The organism is Pajaroellobacter abortibovis (assembly GCF_001931505.1).
Classification (GTDB): Bacteria; Myxococcota_A; Polyangia; order Polyangiales; family Polyangiaceae; genus Pajaroellobacter; species Pajaroellobacter abortibovis.
Genome location: NZ_CP016908.1, coordinates 722,576 through 737,625, shown reverse-complemented (window position 1 = coordinate 737,625; position 15,050 = coordinate 722,576). Strand labels below are relative to the sequence as shown.

Below are 15,050 nucleotides of genomic sequence, written 5' to 3'. Positions count from 1 at the left end.
TGAGCGTCATCTCTCATAAAAAGCCCTTTCCCTCCGCAATCTAATCGTCACCAGACAGAAATTATGTTATTATTTTATTTTAGTTTTCTTGTTCTCCAGGTATGATAAAAAGAAATCAAAGTGGCGTTGCTCTTTTATTTATCTTTCCTGTTTATTACACTTTCACACAAGCTAAAGAATATGCAGCAGCGATGTAGCGTTCATGACGTTCATCCCTCGGTAGACCTTTTTTTCTCTAAGATTTACAGTAGAATGATTTACAACTGCCAAGAAGGTGCCTTCTGAATATGAACCTATCTGCTTCCCGTCCCACTGTGCAAAACGTTCCTGAGCCATCCCGTACAGGGAAAGCTTTGGTGGATGCTTCTCGGGCATTCGCAAAAGAGAACCCAGCTCAGAGTTGGTGGTACCTTCTCTCTACCCTATCTCTTTTAATTGGAAGCGTTGCGGTTGCTGCACATGGATCCCTCGGGCTTATTGCATGGGTCGCTTCCTTCGTGACTGGGCTTTTGATCGTCAGAATGTTCATTCTGTACCACGATTTTATGCATGGCGCGATTTTGCGGTCTTCCCCCCTTGCACGTGTGATCCTATACACCTATGGACTCCTAGCCATGACCCCACCTCGCGTCTGGCGAGATACCCATGATTATCACCACGCTCACACCTCAAAAATTGTAGGCTCTCACATCGGTTCATTCGCTATGGTGACAACAGCCATGTGGCAGAAGATGTCAACACCCGAAAGGCTCTACTATCGCATCATCCGCCATCCTCTGACCATTTTGTTTGGGTATTTTACCATTTTTATGTACGGGATGTGTATCCATTCCTTTCTACGATCCCCCCATAAAAACTGGGATTCCGCTGCTTCCCTCCTGCTCAATTGGTCTCTCACATGGTTCCTCATCACCCAATACAGCTTTCTCACCTTTCTTTGCTGCTATGGACTCCCCATGTTTGTGGCCACTGCTATAGGAGCCTATCTCTTCTACGCCCAACATAACTTCCCCAGCATCTCCATCCAACCGCGAGAACATTGGCTCTATACCAAAGCAGCTTTAGAGTCCTCGAGTTATATGAAAATGAACCTTGTTATGAGCTGGTTCACAGGAAATATTGGGTATCATCATGTCCATCATCTCAACCCCCGCATCCCCTTCTACCGCCTGCCTGAAGCGATGAACAGTATTCCTGAGCTCCAAAATCCCTGTGTTACTGGTCTCTCTCTCTCCGATATCATTGCCTGCTTTAAATTGAAGGTGTGGGATCCTGATTTAAAGCGTATGGTCAGTTATCGAGAAGCTAGTTCATCCATTTTATCTTAATAGATTAAGGTCACTCACATGACCTCTGCCCACCGTATTACTGTTCGCTCTGCAGTAGAATCAGATGTCCCCCTGGTCACCCATTTTGCGTCTCAGCTAATACGTTATCATTATCCACCTTAACCCCAAGCGTTATCTCTAAGAGAAGTCTTTTGAGGTTTATTACGAGGTTTTCTTGCACAAAGAGCTCGAGAATTGATAAGCCAACCTCCTCATCGCTACGTACACGGCAGATTCTGCCTCCCCTATCGGTTATGCATATGGATGTATTGAGTCCAGAAATTGGAATCATCTGCTGGATGCCTGTGAAAAACTCCATAATGTATTTGTTTTAGAAGGCGGCACGGTGCTCAAGAGCAACGCGCTTATTACACAAAGAAGTGCTCTGCAGTTTGCAGCTTCTGGGCGCCTGCCGTGTTCTTTTACTTACTGACGGCCCAAGAAAATCATCAAGCGCGCCATCTTTTCGAATTGATTGAATTTCAGACAACGACGTTAGAAAGGACTTATGAGATAAACAATTAGCCTTTAGATTCCATCGCTCAAATCTTTCTTCGATGGCTATTTAACGCATAAGCATCTTAATTGTTCTTTTTCATTTCCTGACCCATTCAATGGAATAGGGACAGAAGGAACCATAGCGACCACCCACGAATTAAATCCCAGTCTCATCCTCCAAGCTTACCGCCAAGGCATTTCCCCACGGCCCCTATTCAACCACGAGACACCGTGGTGCCCACCCGATCCACGAGTTACCCTCCCCCTTGACCAGCCACTACAATGGTCCCGCAGCCTCGAATGGAGCAGCCGAAAAAACCATTTACCATGACTCTTTAACTGTGTGCGTTCAATCAAGTGATCAAAGCCTGTTCAGAACGTGAAGCAGGTACCTGGATTACCCCTTCCATGCAAGAAACCTATCAAGAACTTCACCGGCTCGGTTGGACCCACAGCCTTGAAGTGTGAAATCACACCTCGTAGGGGGGATCTATAGCCTTGCAATGGGAGGTATATTTTTCCGGTGAGTCGATGTTCCACCGTGAAAACGACGCTTCCAAAGTTGTCTTTGCAGGCTTTGCTGAGTTTCTTCAAAAAAGAGGATTCACTTTATTCGATGTTCAGATCCTCACCCCTCATCTTCAGTCTCTAGGATGCATTCAGATTCCACGAAAAGAATTCCTTCACCGGCACCGCAACGCACTCCTCAAGCCTGTCTCCCTGACACTTTAGCGCCTCCAGAAAAAAAATGGATGAATCAACTGATTCCGTTTTTCCTCTTCCATCACCTGTTAATTCCCTTTAGATAAAAATAATGTCATCTTCTGCATCTCTTCCTCAAATGCAACGCTCCCTCGGCCAAATTGCACTGATCGCCCTGGGTATTAACAGTATCGTAGGGGTAGGCATCTTTTTTTCCCCTGCCGATATCAGCTCGCTAGCACCAGGTTATCACAGTTTATTTATCTTGATGGCCACCGCTATTGCGCTCGTTCCAGCAGCTCTATGCTTCTCTATCTTGGGACAGCGATTCCCCGAAGACGGAGGAACCATTGTATTCACTCGCCACGCATTTGGAGAATTGCCCGCTTTTATTGTCGGGTGGCTCGCTTTCATGGGGACATTGTTTAGCGTATCAGCCTCCTTAATCGGATTTGCTCGTGCTCTCGCCCCCATCCTTGAAATGGAAAGCAGTGGAGAACAACGCTTGGTGGCAGCCCTTTTAGCTACAGCAATCACATTGATCGCCGCTTCGGGCACAGCTCTATCCGCACGGGTGTGGACCATTGTGACCTTCCTTAAATTAATCCCACTCTTTTTATTGATCGCGGTCGCTGGATGGAAATTAGCTACGTCTGATCAAACAGACCTCGCCCCTCTACCTCCCCACGAAGTTGAGACCCAGTGGCTGAGAGCCATGCTGATTACTGTCTTCACCTACCAGGGGTTTGAGTTTATTCCCGTAGTTGCAGGACAGGCAAAATCCGCGGAAAAAACAATTCCTCGCGCGATTCTTAGTTCTCTCTTGCTGTGCGCCCTGCTGTACACTGCGCTTCAATTCACCTGCATTCGAGCCCTTCCAACGCTTGCGCAATCCCATGCTCCACTCGCTGAATCAGCCAGTCTCTTTGGAGGGAACCAACTTAAAGCCATGGTCTCCGTAGGACAGAGCATTTCTGCGCTGGGGGTCTCTTTGAGCTTATTTGTTGTCGGCCCTCGTTATCTCGCTGCCCTAGCCGGAAATCAGGATGTTCCTCCCCTCCACATCGGGAAGATCGCCTCGAATGGGGTCCCTCTACACGCCCTTTTCATTACCTATCTCTTTATCATGCTTTTCCTCTCTTCTGGGACACGGGGAGGACTTTTCACTCTCGCCAGCCTCGCCATGGTATTGCAACACGGATTTGCAGGCAGCGCTCTTTTCACCTTAGCCCGCTGCTCTGAACAGGGGTTCCACCGCTCCTATCAATGGGCATCCTACCTTACTCTGATGATAACGCTCTCCCTTCTGACAGCCGTCACGTTGAAGGAATGGATGGTTGCAGTCGGTCTCCTTGGAATCGGGCTTGTGCTGCGCCGATTTACTTTACGAGAAAAGCATCGCATCTGATCCAACGCTATTACAGAATCTTTCTCTCACGATTCAACGTCTTATCTTAAATAAGGAGATTGCTTATGAGATACTGGACCGCGAACTGCAATTTTGCCTTAAGTTATATTGCCACAGGGCTTGGAGGATGCGGAGGGGAGACTGCAGCAACTCAAGAAAGCATCGTTTCCATGACAGCTCCCCAAGTCGCCAACTTCTTCCATAACAACTAGAACCTATCTTGAGAACCTGTTTTTTATGGAAGAGCACAATCAAAATGGTTTCAACTTTCTTTTAGCAAATAGAGAATCCTACAAAAAGACAGAAGAGGCAATCAAACAGTGTGGAATTGACATCAAAAACAAATGGAGAGACGGGACACTGAGCGAAGAAGAGATTCCTATTGTTAATCTTGCAGGCACACCTGAGGCATGTTCTTAAAGAGGCTAGGCAATGTGTTTGCCACAAAAACGTCCGGTTTCGTTTTCAACCCATCCGAGTAAGATATCACCGATGATATAAATCAAGTGATCGCTTTAACTGATGAAACGAAGTCTGCAGTTTCGATTTAAGGGAAACTAGCATAGAGAACGATGAATTCGAACGTATTGTTGAAGCACCACAAGAGAAGAATAGGCCCATTGTTCTGAAACTGGGAGCTCACTATAAAAAACGTTCTCGTTTACCACATGAAACAATCTCTCATAGTCATGGGAGGAGTACGCTGAGAAAGAAAGGATGGGATGATTAGAAATTAGAGAAACTGCGCGGTCTGCAACATCTCTTTCACTCACTTTAGATGGGAATGGATTTATGAGCTCACCTCTTCAACAGTATGGCGACGCCTGGAAAGAGCTCCACTCATTGAGTTTACATGTAGAACAGTTCGACGATAGTATCATGGACAAAGGGAATGCACAGTCGCTTCAATCGTTTAAGTTAGAAAGAAATTATACGGATCAGACTCTAGAGCACGCATACTGTTGGCCACTCAAATCTTTAACTCTTATCGGAGATCGATTTACCAACGACGGACTGGCACATGTGTATGGCCTGAGCAATATTCAATCCCTGCATTTGGACGGGAATGCGTTTACAGGTCAAGATGTCATTGAAAATGGGGATAAATGGATCCAATTGAAGTCACTTGAACTACTTGGCTCAGGATTTAACGATTCAGCAATAAAGCATGCATCCTTTTGGAATCTCCAATCCATTAAGCTCAGTCAATCGAAGTATTTCACCGATAAAGTCATCACTGAAACGCATCGTTGGAAAGGGCTGACTTCACTGGTACTCCACGGAGATGGATTTACAGGCGACATCATTCAAGCCTATAATCACCGCCTAACTAGAATCCCTCACGCTCAGTGGGAAACAATGCAACACAGACGGAGTTATCAAGCACGGAAATAAATGGCAGAGGTTTTAATCGTTGATCTTCAAAGGGGAAAAAATCCCTGCAAGTGCTTATCAGGTCATCAAAAGCAACAGAGGAATTGGCCTAAGCTCAAAGCATTTTCCCTAAATCTTACCAATTTAGAAGAAACAAGAGATATCCTGAAGCAAGTGAATCTATGGCGTAATCTTCTGTTCCTTGAATTTCAACCCGTCCGAATGGATCCACCCAAGGAGCAGTCAGACAATTTCCAATAGATCTTTCAACAATTCCAAAGCGCAGGGACTACCATGGAGTTAACTCCCTATGGGGAAATACACAGCATAGGCGCATAAGTAATCCATTTCCTGCTTGAGCACACAAAAAGGAAAACGACACGCTTTTCTTTTATTTTCCTCTTGGGGGAGGGGTGATTGATCCGGAGGGGACCCTCGCGATTCCACTACCTGGGGACGTCCAGAGCTCTCTTTTGAAGGGATCACTACTGTAAAAAAAATTGACGCGGAAGTAGCCCCTTCTGGACTGCTAGAAAGAGGATACCGTATCGTCAAAGCTTGAAAGGCAAAACAGCGCAACAGGCGATGATTCCTAGGATCTTTAGTGAGACTGACAGCTTCTGTAACCCGACCACACGCATCTACGGTGAGCTTAAATCCAAAAGTTCCCCCTTCAAAATGACTATCTTCTTTGAGCTCTGTCTCCACACATTCACGCAACCGACCAAGACGGGCAGCTTGTCTGGCATCATGTCCACCCCCCCTCTTCCACTCACGCTCTAAGGCAAAGCGAGCCACAGAATCACAAAGCGGGTGGGAAGCTCCAACAGAAACTGTAAGGGGTGCAGGGATCGGAGGGACGCAAGCAGGGAAAGATGCACGCTCCTCTTCGGATGGATTAGCGACGGCGGCCTCTTCTTCCTCTGGTACCCCCCCTTCAGTAAGAGGCGCATGGAAAGGAACTCCACCCTCCTGTGCTGCAAAAGAAGGATCATCCTCCATTTTAAGAAGTCTGAGAACTTCAGGAGAAGTTGTCCACTTATCCGCGGAGTTGGATGCACAACCAACCAACAGGTTAGAGAAAATGATTCTGTGGAAGAAAGTGCCAAGTTTCATATACCTATTTATTCATTTACAGAAAAGGGGCGCGCTGGATTCAGAACTTGCTCAATCTGTTCCATCACCTCAGGACTTAAAGGATCCACCCAATTCGCTGCGTCGATAGCCATCCCCCCTGCATAAGCTTCCACATTATCAAAAAAATTGATCCAATTTTCGTAGGCAGTGATCATACATTCTTTAGCTGTCTCCTTAGCTATCTGCGCACTAAAGGTCAGCCAGGCTCCCAACGAAATTTCTCTCACTTGTATACCATATCTTCCAAGCTGCCTGTATTTCATCGCACCCTCTTCTTCTCTCCCTATCACACTTCTTCGATGGAACCAATCGACAAGCCTTCTCGATCACAATACTGTCGACCCTCCTCATCCGTAACTGCCCCATAGAATTCAGATGCTCGTCTGAATTCCAAACTCAGGAGTAATCGCAGGCATCATTCCATAGCGCCCAAAGGCAAGAGTCCCTTTAAGCGGCGCCAACATGAATGCTACCGATTTCCCCACGCTCCACCGAAGTCCAGTACCAATTGTGATAAACCCAGGCCCTCCAACACCCCACGCTTGCACTTTTTGAGGTTGAGCCGAGCCATCGCTTTGAGTGGTTATTACCGTAATCGATTGGCTCGCACTCATTTCCTGAATTCCTCCACCTAGAAAAAAATACGGGGCGATGGTTGTACTTAAAACCCCATCCGAGTCTAAGATATAAGTCCCCCGTCCTTCCAGAGAAATAGGACTTAGCAAAGGAGCAAACCCTTCCCTCTGTCCACTGAGTCCAGGATAGGTATTGAACGTATACCCGACCCGAGCTCCTACTAAGATATTCAAGGCTGCAGCATACTCGATAGACACTGAAATCCGAGGATTGCCCATGGCCAATCCCCTGCTCACACTGTCCTCCTTCCCCTGTTGAATGGAAGCGTTAACAACTCCAGTAGGATCCACATCACCGCGAGGAGGATAGTCTTTTCCATCCAGCGTACAGTAGTAACTTCCACCTTGAAACGGCATGCCACTACGCGGACTGCCCGCTTTCTCGAGCAAACATGCATCAGACTGAGATTTAAGCAGAAGGAAATCAACAGAGCCAAACACACTGGCCCAAAAGCGAGGATAGTTGCGCGCCTCGCGGGGAGTGGATGGGTTCCCATCCGGCAAGCTATGATCATCCTCATTCCCCGAAGCAGGAGATGCATCAGACTGACAACCTGGAAATCCAGGAGGACAATCTGTCTGCTGTGTACATGCCCCCAGAGGTATCCGTCCAGGCAAATGGGGTGGCTGAAAAGATGCATCGACGTCTTCTGTCAGGGAGACTTGATAGGGATGCTCGCGATCTCCTCCCATGGCTACCGGGTCACCCTGCTTATTAAACCCTTGTAGATAATAACTAAGCGTACCGACGTCCATTGTAGCCGTACAGGGGATAAACCCTCCATACCCACCCTGCATGGGAGAGAGCGGGATGGACTCCCATTCAGTCATCCCGGGTCCTTTGTATTTTACAAGGACATTCTTTAGAAATTCCCGCACCTTCGATTTTATATACACGGGTACGGGGATACGGATCTGTTGAACGGCTGCAGGCTGATGCTCAAAATCACCTTCAACGGAGGAATTTACGTGTGCGGGACCCACCCCATGGGGGGACACCCTGCTTCGAGCCTGTTCAAAAACAGCTTCTAACTCAGGAGTTTTGGTATCTGGGTCCAATTGAATTGATGGATCTACCTTGAGAGCAAGAACAAACTGGCTGATCCCTTTTTTACCTTGTCCTCTACCGACTTCGACAACCCCTCTATCTCGATAGAGAGACGCCAACAAAGGGAGAGAGCATTTGGCGTGCTGACATTTCTTGACTCCTTCATTGAGCTTGCGAAGTGCATTGGAAAAACGAGTCCCGAGATAATCCTGCTCCATCGCATCCCGTTGGAGCCGACGAATTTTTTCTTCGGATGTCCCTCTCTTCTTCTCTCCCGCAAAAGCCTGTGTAGAAGCAGCTACAATCAATACACAAGCGATCCATCCAGTAAAGGGCAAAAAGCGAAGCGAGACCAAAACCCTCTTGATCCTCATTCTCGTAAACAACGACTCTTCCACTGCGTAAACGTAAAATAGTGACAGGATAATTTAAAATCACAAGCAAAGGTAGCATTCTACCACACCCCCCTCCGGTTAATCCATACCTCTTATTATGGCGAACCCATTCGAATTTGAAGAGTTGCTATCACAACTGCCTAAAAACAGCTTTTACAACTCCTAGGAGAACGGCTGACTGAAAATCACAAGTTCTTACAAAAATAGGATTCATGTGACGATTTGCAGGACGAAAACAAATCGTATCTTTTTCTGGATAATAATATTTAACGGTGGCTTCATCCCCTATCAGAGCCACTACAATTTCACCGCGCTTTGCGTCGACCTTTCTTTGCACAAAAATAGTATCTCCATTTAAAATACCAGCCTCGATCATCGAATCACCTCGAACACGAAGACCAAAAGCATCCTCGCTATTTTTAAAAAGGCTGCGAGGGAGGTAAATCATATCTACGATCTCTTGTTCTGCAAAAAGAGGAACACCTGCAGCAACCCGCCCTAAAACCATGATTTTAATCAGTTCCTCCTGTCCTCTGAGAGCCGACGAGTTAAACGTGGGGAGAGGGAGACGGTGGGGGGTTACTGCCTCCTTATTGCTTTCCTCCGCACAGATAAGAGAAGCAGCTTCTGTGGGTCGCAGAGCCCTCGACTTCATCTCTTCTCGCACGAGATATCCCTTTCTTTCCAAAGCTTTGAGGTGATCGTTAACACCGTTCGTTGAACTGATCCCCATATACATCCCGATCTCACGTAACGTTGGAGGATAACCTCGACGTAGAATAGAATGCTGGATACAATCGAGTACCATTTTCTGTCGTGAAGTGAGCGCTTCCATAAGTGAAGGACTACTGAACGCACTGTTCTTAATCAACAGGTAAAACTTAAACTTCTTGGAAGCGATTTCTTCCTTCTATCTTTCTACGCTATCAGTCCCCACCATCGAAGGGACAGCCTTGAGAACAGCACGGCCATTTTGAATTGAAGAAGAAAAGAGAACTTTCTGACAACGATATTTTGCCATCAAGAGAGCTTGTTCTTGATAGAGCGCACGGCAAAATTCTCCAAATGTGAGGCCCTGCGTCGGCTCTCCACATTGATGTCTGATAACCAAAAATTCTTCATAAAGTGGTCGCCAAGCGGGATTCTCCTGTCCTACCCATTGATCTGGACTTAACTTTGAAAAGAAGAGCAGATGATGATGCTCACAGCCATTGGCAATTCGAGTAAATGATCTTGCTATATTTCTGTAAACACCGCGCAATTGCTCCCAAGAAGAAGGAGGCCACCCTTTCCGCACCCACACGTCAAGGCCCCGCTTCAATCGATGCACAGGTTGGATGAATTCAAAAAAGAGCAGAGCGAACGTGATTCCACCGATACCCAATAGGATGAAAAATAACCCTGCATACAATTCATCTGCTTGCCATTGCCATCGAGGAAGTTTCTCCAAGAGTCTATAATATGGTGTTTTCTGCACTTGAGGACGGATCACAACAAATCCTCCTCCCCTATGCCACGCTTCTCCCGTTAAGCGGGTAAAGATTCCCTTCATCTCGCTCCCCAAGGGGACCACCCCTGACCTTCCTCCCAGACGGTAGTCCTCCTTTTCTTCCACCCCTTTGAGCACTCTTTCGAGTAAATGATCCAGTCCATTCTCTCTTTGCCGTCCCTGAAATCCATGTGCAATCAGGATACGCTGATCCGCATAAAAAGCGAAAGCTACATGTGTTTTTTGCGCAATGGAGGCTACAAACGGTTCATCCACTTCTGTCAATCCAAGCACCGCACCAACAGGAGGTTGAGTGATATCAAATTCTACAGGACGAACCACAACCCAAAACAAATGGTGATCAAAAATCCATACATCATCCCGAGCATATCCATGTAATGCATCGTACACAGCCGGATATCCGCCCAGTTCACCCTCTTCCTTCCCTTCCAGAAAGGGGATGTCAACATGAGCTACAATGCGACCCTGACGATCAACAATAACCAAACCAGTCTTTTGAAATTCAGGAGGGAACTTTTTCTGGACAGCTTCTAATGCTTGTCGAAAACCTTCAGATGTATTCGGAAGAAGATGCGGTTGGACATTCGCGCTCATCAGGTGTTGCTGGATATCCCGGTCTAAACTCCCCACAACAAGAGCATCAAGACGCCGTCTAGTCTCCAACTGGAGCAACCATTCAATCCGCTGACTATCGCTAGCCAGCATTGTATCCCCCCACACGATCTGTCCCTGATAGGACTTTTGCTCTTCTAAACCCCACGTATAGAAACCAAAACCCAAGAGAATCAGCAGGAGGACAAGCCAGAGCCGAAACAGCATCACATTCCCCCTTCCTCTACATGAAGGGGATTCGGCAAATCGACATTTCGGTTCTTCGGAATGACAACAGAAAATGGAGTTATTGGTTCCACATGTTCAAAAAACGCATGAACTATATAATTCCCTTCGGGAAGTTCCAATGCAAAAGCCCCTTTTGCATCGGGATAGGTCGTATACAAAGAAGGCGACTTGACTACGTGAAGATAGATTCGAACACTTGGGGTGCACTCGTCATAGAGGTCAAAAATACCATGTTGATCAGGAGATATCCAAACTTGCTCATGGTCGGGAGGAAGGGCTGGGAGAATCTCCCTCCCCCCGCTTTTTATGAGGCCATGTGCAATCAAATCTCTGTTCTGGAAAAGAAGAGGCGTTCCCGAACGGATCACGACTGTCGAAGGGGTCGCTCGCCCCCCCTTGAGAATGATAGGGACAGGAGAAACCAATGGCTGTGGAGAACTATCCGAGAAAACAGCGATGCACATCATAGAAGAGGGACCAGAAAGAATTCGAAAAGGGCGGCGTACTGTAAGAGAAGGAGCACGCCAGATGTACCCATGATTTTCAGGTTGAGCCATCTTTTTGTAGTAGGTAGACTCCAATTTCTCGTAGCCGATGACCCGCCCTTTGAGCGTATTGGCATACACAAAGTGGATGTCCAGAACGAGCAATCCGACGCATGTCCATATCATACGATAACTCATCCACAAATTGCTGGAATGTCGCTCCGTCCTTTCGTTCTCTCGGTTCAACTGCCATTCCTCTTGGTAGATAGCCTTGAAACAATCACTCTTTCCTATCCGCGATTGATGAATCTTCGAATAGAGGAAACACCGTCATCCTTTCTTCCCTCTTCTCCATCGAGCCTTTAAAATCAAGAGATATACCCAGATGCTCGTAGGATTTTCGAGTCGCCACACGACCACGCGGAGTCCGTCCAATATACCCTCGCTGCAGCAGATAAGGTTCGTAGACATCTTCAAGCGCATCGCGAGGCTCCCCCAGAGCAGCGCTCAGCGTTTCAATACCGACTGGACCTCCCGCATAATCTTCTATCAAAACGCGCAGAAAGCGCCGATCCATTTCATCGAATCCGACAGCATCTATTTCAAGACACTGACATGTATGTTCCACCACTTTCGTATCGATACAACCTGTGGCGAGGACTTGAGCAACATCCCGCACCCTGCGAAGCAACCGATTAGCAATACGGGGAGTTCCCCTCGAACGGCGTGCGATCTCTATGGCAGCCTCTCGATCGACTTGGAGACGAAGCAGAGCAGCACTTCGCATCACAATGGAAGCCAACTCATGAACAGGATAGAAATCGAGGCGGATGTGAAGGCCAAAACGAGAATGAAGAGGGGCCGTCAAAAGCCCCGTACGCGTAGTCGCTCCGATCAACGTAAAAGGATGGACATTAATCTGAATAGAAGAAGCAAAAGCCCCCTCTCCAGCCATAACATCAATGCGGAATTCATCAACAGCCAAATACAAGCTCTCTTCTACAGGAGGGCTCAACCGATGGATCTCATCGATAAACAGAATATCGCATGGAGCAAGCTTGGTCAGAAGACCAGCCAGTACACCTTTATGCTCGATTACGGGACCTGTCGTCATATGGAGCTGCGCCCCCATCTCATGAGCGAGGACCTGAGCCAATGTTGTTTTCCCGAGACCCGGGGGACCTGCAAGAAGAACGTGATCTAGCGGCTCTTGCCGCTGACGAGCTGCTTCCACAAAAACCCGAAGGTTATCTTTATGCCTCCCTTGTCCAATGTAGTCTGAAAAAGTACGTGGCCTTAACGTCCGATCACATCCTTTATCATCCCCTTGACTCACCCCCTCGATCAAGCGAGGGGACGGGTGCTCCTCGTTGTGGAAGGGGGTTAATACTGATGGTTTCTCTATTTTTCCTTTACCTGCCATGTTGGTATCCTATTCTTCTATTGAGTACATGACACCACACAAAGACTTGCTATGCTACCTCAAGCCTATTATTTAAAGCCTTCATGTATCCCTCTCTCCCTCTGCTCCTTGAAATTGGTGTCGAAGAACTTCCCGCCTCATTTGTAGAAGAAGCTTTAGCAGCCCTCCCTGCCCTTGTGAAAAAGAGTCTGGAAGTGCGTAGAATTCATCACGGTACGATTCATGTCTTTGGGACTCCGCGTCGACTCGCTTTGATCGTTAAAGAAGTAGCCACCAATCAGCAAGACATCGATGAAGAAGTCATAGGTCCTCCCGCAACGATTGCCTATCAAAATGGATCTCCAACACGGGCTGCAGAAGCATTTGCAGCCAAATTAGCGATTCCGGTAGCTTCTCTAAAAATCAGTGAGAAGACAAATCCTCAGGGGAAAACAGAGCGCTATGTTGTCGGACACAGAGTCCAAAAAGGGCAGGAGACCTGTCTTCTTTTGCAAGAAGCTTTGACAGAAATATGCACCCGAATCCCCTTTCGAAAGTCGATGCGTTGGAATGCAGAGGACATTTTTTTTGGACGGCCGGTTCGTTGGCTTTTGGTCCGATTTGGAAAGAAGGCGATCGATTTCCAATTTGCTGGCGTTCGAAGCGGTTTTTTTTCTCAGGGACATCGGTTTTTGGCCCCTTTTCGTATCGAGATCAAAAGCGCTGAGACTTACCTCGATCAGATGAGAGAAGTACACGTCCTCGCTGATCCAGACGAGAGAAGGAAGAGGATAATGGAACAGGTCGCCATCGCTGCAGCAAAAGTAGGAGGAACGCCCGATCCAGATCCTTATTTAGTGCATGAGAATATGTCTCTGGTTGAAGAACCTCATGTCTTCACTGGTTCTTTCGATCCCTCTTTTCTTAAATTGCCTGCCGTTGTCATTCGAGCGGTCGCACGATCGCATCAAAAATATTTCTGTGTTCAGCGATCGGAAACGGAGCTTCTTCCTCACTATATTGCTGTCGTCAACACAGCAAACCACTTAGACAATGTGCACAAAGGGAACGATCGTGTCATGCGCGCTCTTCTTGAGGATGCGCTTTTCTTTTTCGCAGAAGATCAAAAAATTCCTCTCGAGAAGAGAGTGGAAAAACTCTCTCATCTCATCTTTCATGCTCACCTCGGAACAGTAGGCGAGAAGGTCTCTCGAATAGAAAATCTTGCCGCAGCAATCGCTTCCCGTTTGGGAATCTCCAACGAGCTCCTACCTCTTGTCCATCGGGCAGCTCACTTATGCAAAGTGGACCTGACCACCCTGATGGTAGGTGAATTTCCAGAATTACAAGGCCATATGGGGCATGCCTACGCGCTCAAAACGAAAGAGCATCCGCTTGTCGCACAGGCGATTCGGGATCATTATCGACCTGTTCACGCAACTGATCAAATCCCTCAAGATGACACTGCAGCAATCCTCGCTCTCGCTGATCGCTTGGATACACTCACTGGCTGTTTTGCAATTGGGCTTATGCCCACAGGAACAGCTGATCCTTTTGCACTACGGCGGACCTGCATTGCTATTTTGAGAATTCTCATGGAAAAAGGGGAAACCCAAACAGCTTATGCACAACTCTGCCTTCGCGATTGGATTGGATACGCTTATGATCAGTTAACAGGGACAAAACTTCGCCTTTCCCGAGAAGAGACTATTCAGCGCGTAATCACTTTTGCTCTCGAAAGACTTCATGGATTATTGAACACGCCTAGCTCTCATGCTTCGGTGGTGGACACTGTACTTGCAGGCCACCATTTCATCCATGGGCATCAAGCCAGTCCAGCGGATTTTCCTGCTTACGCTCTCATGAAAGTCAAACAACTGCAACAAGCCTATACAACACAGGCGACATGGCTAGACAAAGCGCGCCTTGTAGCTAAAAGATTAAATGGAATAAGTAAAGAGGCCACACCTGTCCTCCATCCAGCTGATCTCTTTCCTGCTCCTTCCTCTCAAGCAATCGTGTCTCTCATCAATCGACTGGACCAAGTGACCTCTCGTCTAGAGACACCCCTCGAAGTCCAACAAGCGATGATATTTATTGAGACACTGTCCCTACAACTGAAAGAAGTCTTCGTCCACACACTCATCCAAGATCCAGCTGATCCGTTCACTTCCAAGCGACTGGAAGTGCTTTCTTACGGGGCTCAATGTATGGCTCGTCTAGGAAACTTCTCTCAACTGGTCCTCCCCACCTCTGCCTCTTCTTCAGACGAATAGTCAACCGAGGCT

General features: G+C 47.3%; 14 protein-coding genes and 1 pseudogene. 8 read left to right on the top strand and 7 right to left on the bottom strand.

The window, feature by feature from the left end; translation table 11 throughout:
• Window positions 1-287: 287 nt before the first annotated feature.
• From BCY86_RS03735 to BCY86_RS03700, 7 genes and pseudogenes are all read left to right on the top strand, one after another.
• Window positions 288-1,328, top strand: a complete 1,041-nt coding sequence (locus tag BCY86_RS03735; RefSeq protein WP_075276518.1) for a fatty acid desaturase family protein — start codon at window positions 288-290, stop codon at window positions 1,326-1,328.
• Between the two features lie 532 nt (window positions 1,329-1,860).
• Window positions 1,861-2,157, top strand: coding sequence for a GNAT family protein (locus BCY86_RS10910; protein WP_156865224.1), 297 nt, complete (start codon window positions 1,861-1,863; stop codon window positions 2,155-2,157).
• 26 nt (window positions 2,158-2,183) lie between these two features.
• Window positions 2,184-2,558 (top strand): annotated as a pseudogene (locus tag BCY86_RS10315) (leucyl/phenylalanyl-tRNA--protein transferase).
• 82 nt (window positions 2,559-2,640) lie between these two features.
• A complete protein-coding gene (locus BCY86_RS03715; protein WP_075276515.1) occupies window positions 2,641-3,936 on the top strand; it encodes an APC family permease in 1,296 nt (431 codons plus the stop codon).
• A 65-nt stretch (window positions 3,937-4,001) separates the two neighbouring features.
• Window positions 4,002-4,148, top strand: coding sequence for a hypothetical protein (locus tag BCY86_RS09695; protein ID WP_156865046.1), 147 nt, complete (start codon window positions 4,002-4,004; stop codon window positions 4,146-4,148).
• Between the two features lie 25 nt (window positions 4,149-4,173).
• Window positions 4,174-4,356: a hypothetical protein gene (locus BCY86_RS03710; RefSeq protein ID WP_075276514.1), complete on the top strand. Its 183-nt coding sequence runs from the start codon at window positions 4,174-4,176 to the stop codon at window positions 4,354-4,356.
• A gap of 372 nt (window positions 4,357-4,728) precedes the next feature.
• The gene (locus tag BCY86_RS03700) at window positions 4,729-5,331 is read left to right on the top strand and encodes a hypothetical protein (RefSeq protein ID WP_075276512.1); all 603 of its coding nucleotides are present in this window, start codon (window positions 4,729-4,731) and stop codon (window positions 5,329-5,331) included.
• Between the two features lie 279 nt (window positions 5,332-5,610).
• Here BCY86_RS03700 and BCY86_RS03690 read toward each other — a convergent pair whose 3' ends face one another.
• The 7 genes from BCY86_RS03690 to ruvB form a co-directional block, all read right to left on the bottom strand.
• Complete coding sequence (locus BCY86_RS03690) at window positions 5,611-6,426, bottom strand: hypothetical protein (RefSeq protein ID WP_075276510.1); 816 nt, start codon at window positions 6,424-6,426, stop codon at window positions 5,611-5,613.
• A gap of 8 nt (window positions 6,427-6,434) precedes the next feature.
• On the bottom strand, window positions 6,435-6,710 hold the full coding sequence (locus BCY86_RS03685) for a hypothetical protein (RefSeq protein ID WP_156865045.1): 276 nt from the start codon (window positions 6,708-6,710) through the stop codon (window positions 6,435-6,437).
• A 108-nt stretch (window positions 6,711-6,818) separates the two neighbouring features.
• Window positions 6,819-8,504: a hypothetical protein gene (locus BCY86_RS03680; protein ID WP_075276508.1), complete on the bottom strand. Its 1,686-nt coding sequence runs from the start codon at window positions 8,502-8,504 to the stop codon at window positions 6,819-6,821.
• A gap of 151 nt (window positions 8,505-8,655) precedes the next feature.
• Window positions 8,656-9,360 carry a transcriptional repressor LexA gene (gene lexA, locus BCY86_RS03675; RefSeq protein WP_075276507.1) on the bottom strand — a complete coding sequence of 235 codons (705 nt, stop codon included), beginning with the start codon at window positions 9,358-9,360 and terminating at the stop codon, window positions 8,656-8,658.
• A gap of 75 nt (window positions 9,361-9,435) precedes the next feature.
• On the bottom strand, window positions 9,436-10,854 hold the full coding sequence (locus tag BCY86_RS03670) for an MXAN_5187 family protein (RefSeq protein ID WP_075276506.1): 1,419 nt from the start codon (window positions 10,852-10,854) through the stop codon (window positions 9,436-9,438).
• Window positions 10,854-11,546, bottom strand: coding sequence for a hypothetical protein (locus BCY86_RS03665; RefSeq protein WP_075276505.1), 693 nt, complete (start codon window positions 11,544-11,546; stop codon window positions 10,854-10,856). The genes BCY86_RS03670 and BCY86_RS03665 overlap by 1 nt, the downstream gene beginning before the upstream one ends.
• 94 nt (window positions 11,547-11,640) lie before the next feature.
• Window positions 11,641-12,783 carry a Holliday junction branch migration DNA helicase RuvB gene (ruvB, locus tag BCY86_RS03660; protein ID WP_075276504.1) on the bottom strand — a complete coding sequence of 381 codons (1,143 nt, stop codon included), beginning with the start codon at window positions 12,781-12,783 and terminating at the stop codon, window positions 11,641-11,643.
• A gap of 83 nt (window positions 12,784-12,866) precedes the next feature.
• Between ruvB and glyS the strand changes: the two genes are divergently transcribed.
• Window positions 12,867-15,038 (top strand): glycine--tRNA ligase subunit beta, encoded by a 2,172-nt coding sequence (gene glyS / locus BCY86_RS03655; RefSeq protein ID WP_075276503.1) that lies wholly within the window; start codon window positions 12,867-12,869, stop codon window positions 15,036-15,038.
• Window positions 15,039-15,050: the final 12 nt, after the last annotated feature.

What these genes read in the sequence shown, in the direction of transcription:
- BCY86_RS03735 (WP_075276518.1), top strand. Translation starts at nt 288, where the DNA reads ATGAACCTATCTGCTTCCCGTCCCACTGTGCAAAACGTTCCTGAGCCA.
- BCY86_RS03715 (WP_075276515.1), top strand. Translation starts at nt 2,641, where the DNA reads ATGTCATCTTCTGCATCTCTTCCTCAAATGCAACGCTCCCTCGGCCAA.
- BCY86_RS09695 (WP_156865046.1), top strand. Translation starts at nt 4,002, where the DNA reads ATGAGATACTGGACCGCGAACTGCAATTTTGCCTTAAGTTATATTGCC.
- BCY86_RS03710 (WP_075276514.1), top strand. Translation starts at nt 4,174, where the DNA reads ATGGAAGAGCACAATCAAAATGGTTTCAACTTTCTTTTAGCAAATAGA.
- BCY86_RS03700 (WP_075276512.1), top strand. Translation starts at nt 4,729, where the DNA reads ATGAGCTCACCTCTTCAACAGTATGGCGACGCCTGGAAAGAGCTCCAC.
- BCY86_RS03690 (WP_075276510.1), bottom strand. Translation starts at nt 6,426, where the DNA reads ATGAAACTTGGCACTTTCTTCCACAGAATCATTTTCTCTAACCTGTTG.
- BCY86_RS03685 (WP_156865045.1), bottom strand. Translation starts at nt 6,710, where the DNA reads ATGAAATACAGGCAGCTTGGAAGATATGGTATACAAGTGAGAGAAATT.
- BCY86_RS03680 (WP_075276508.1), bottom strand. Translation starts at nt 8,504, where the DNA reads ATGAGGATCAAGAGGGTTTTGGTCTCGCTTCGCTTTTTGCCCTTTACT.
- lexA (WP_075276507.1), bottom strand. Translation starts at nt 9,360, where the DNA reads ATGGAAGCGCTCACTTCACGACAGAAAATGGTACTCGATTGTATCCAG.
- BCY86_RS03670 (WP_075276506.1), bottom strand. Translation starts at nt 10,854, where the DNA reads ATGCTGTTTCGGCTCTGGCTTGTCCTCCTGCTGATTCTCTTGGGTTTT.
- BCY86_RS03665 (WP_075276505.1), bottom strand. Translation starts at nt 11,546, where the DNA reads ATGATATGGACATGCGTCGGATTGCTCGTTCTGGACATCCACTTTGTG.
- ruvB (WP_075276504.1), bottom strand. Translation starts at nt 12,783, where the DNA reads ATGGCAGGTAAAGGAAAAATAGAGAAACCATCAGTATTAACCCCCTTC.
- glyS (WP_075276503.1), top strand. Translation starts at nt 12,867, where the DNA reads ATGTATCCCTCTCTCCCTCTGCTCCTTGAAATTGGTGTCGAAGAACTT.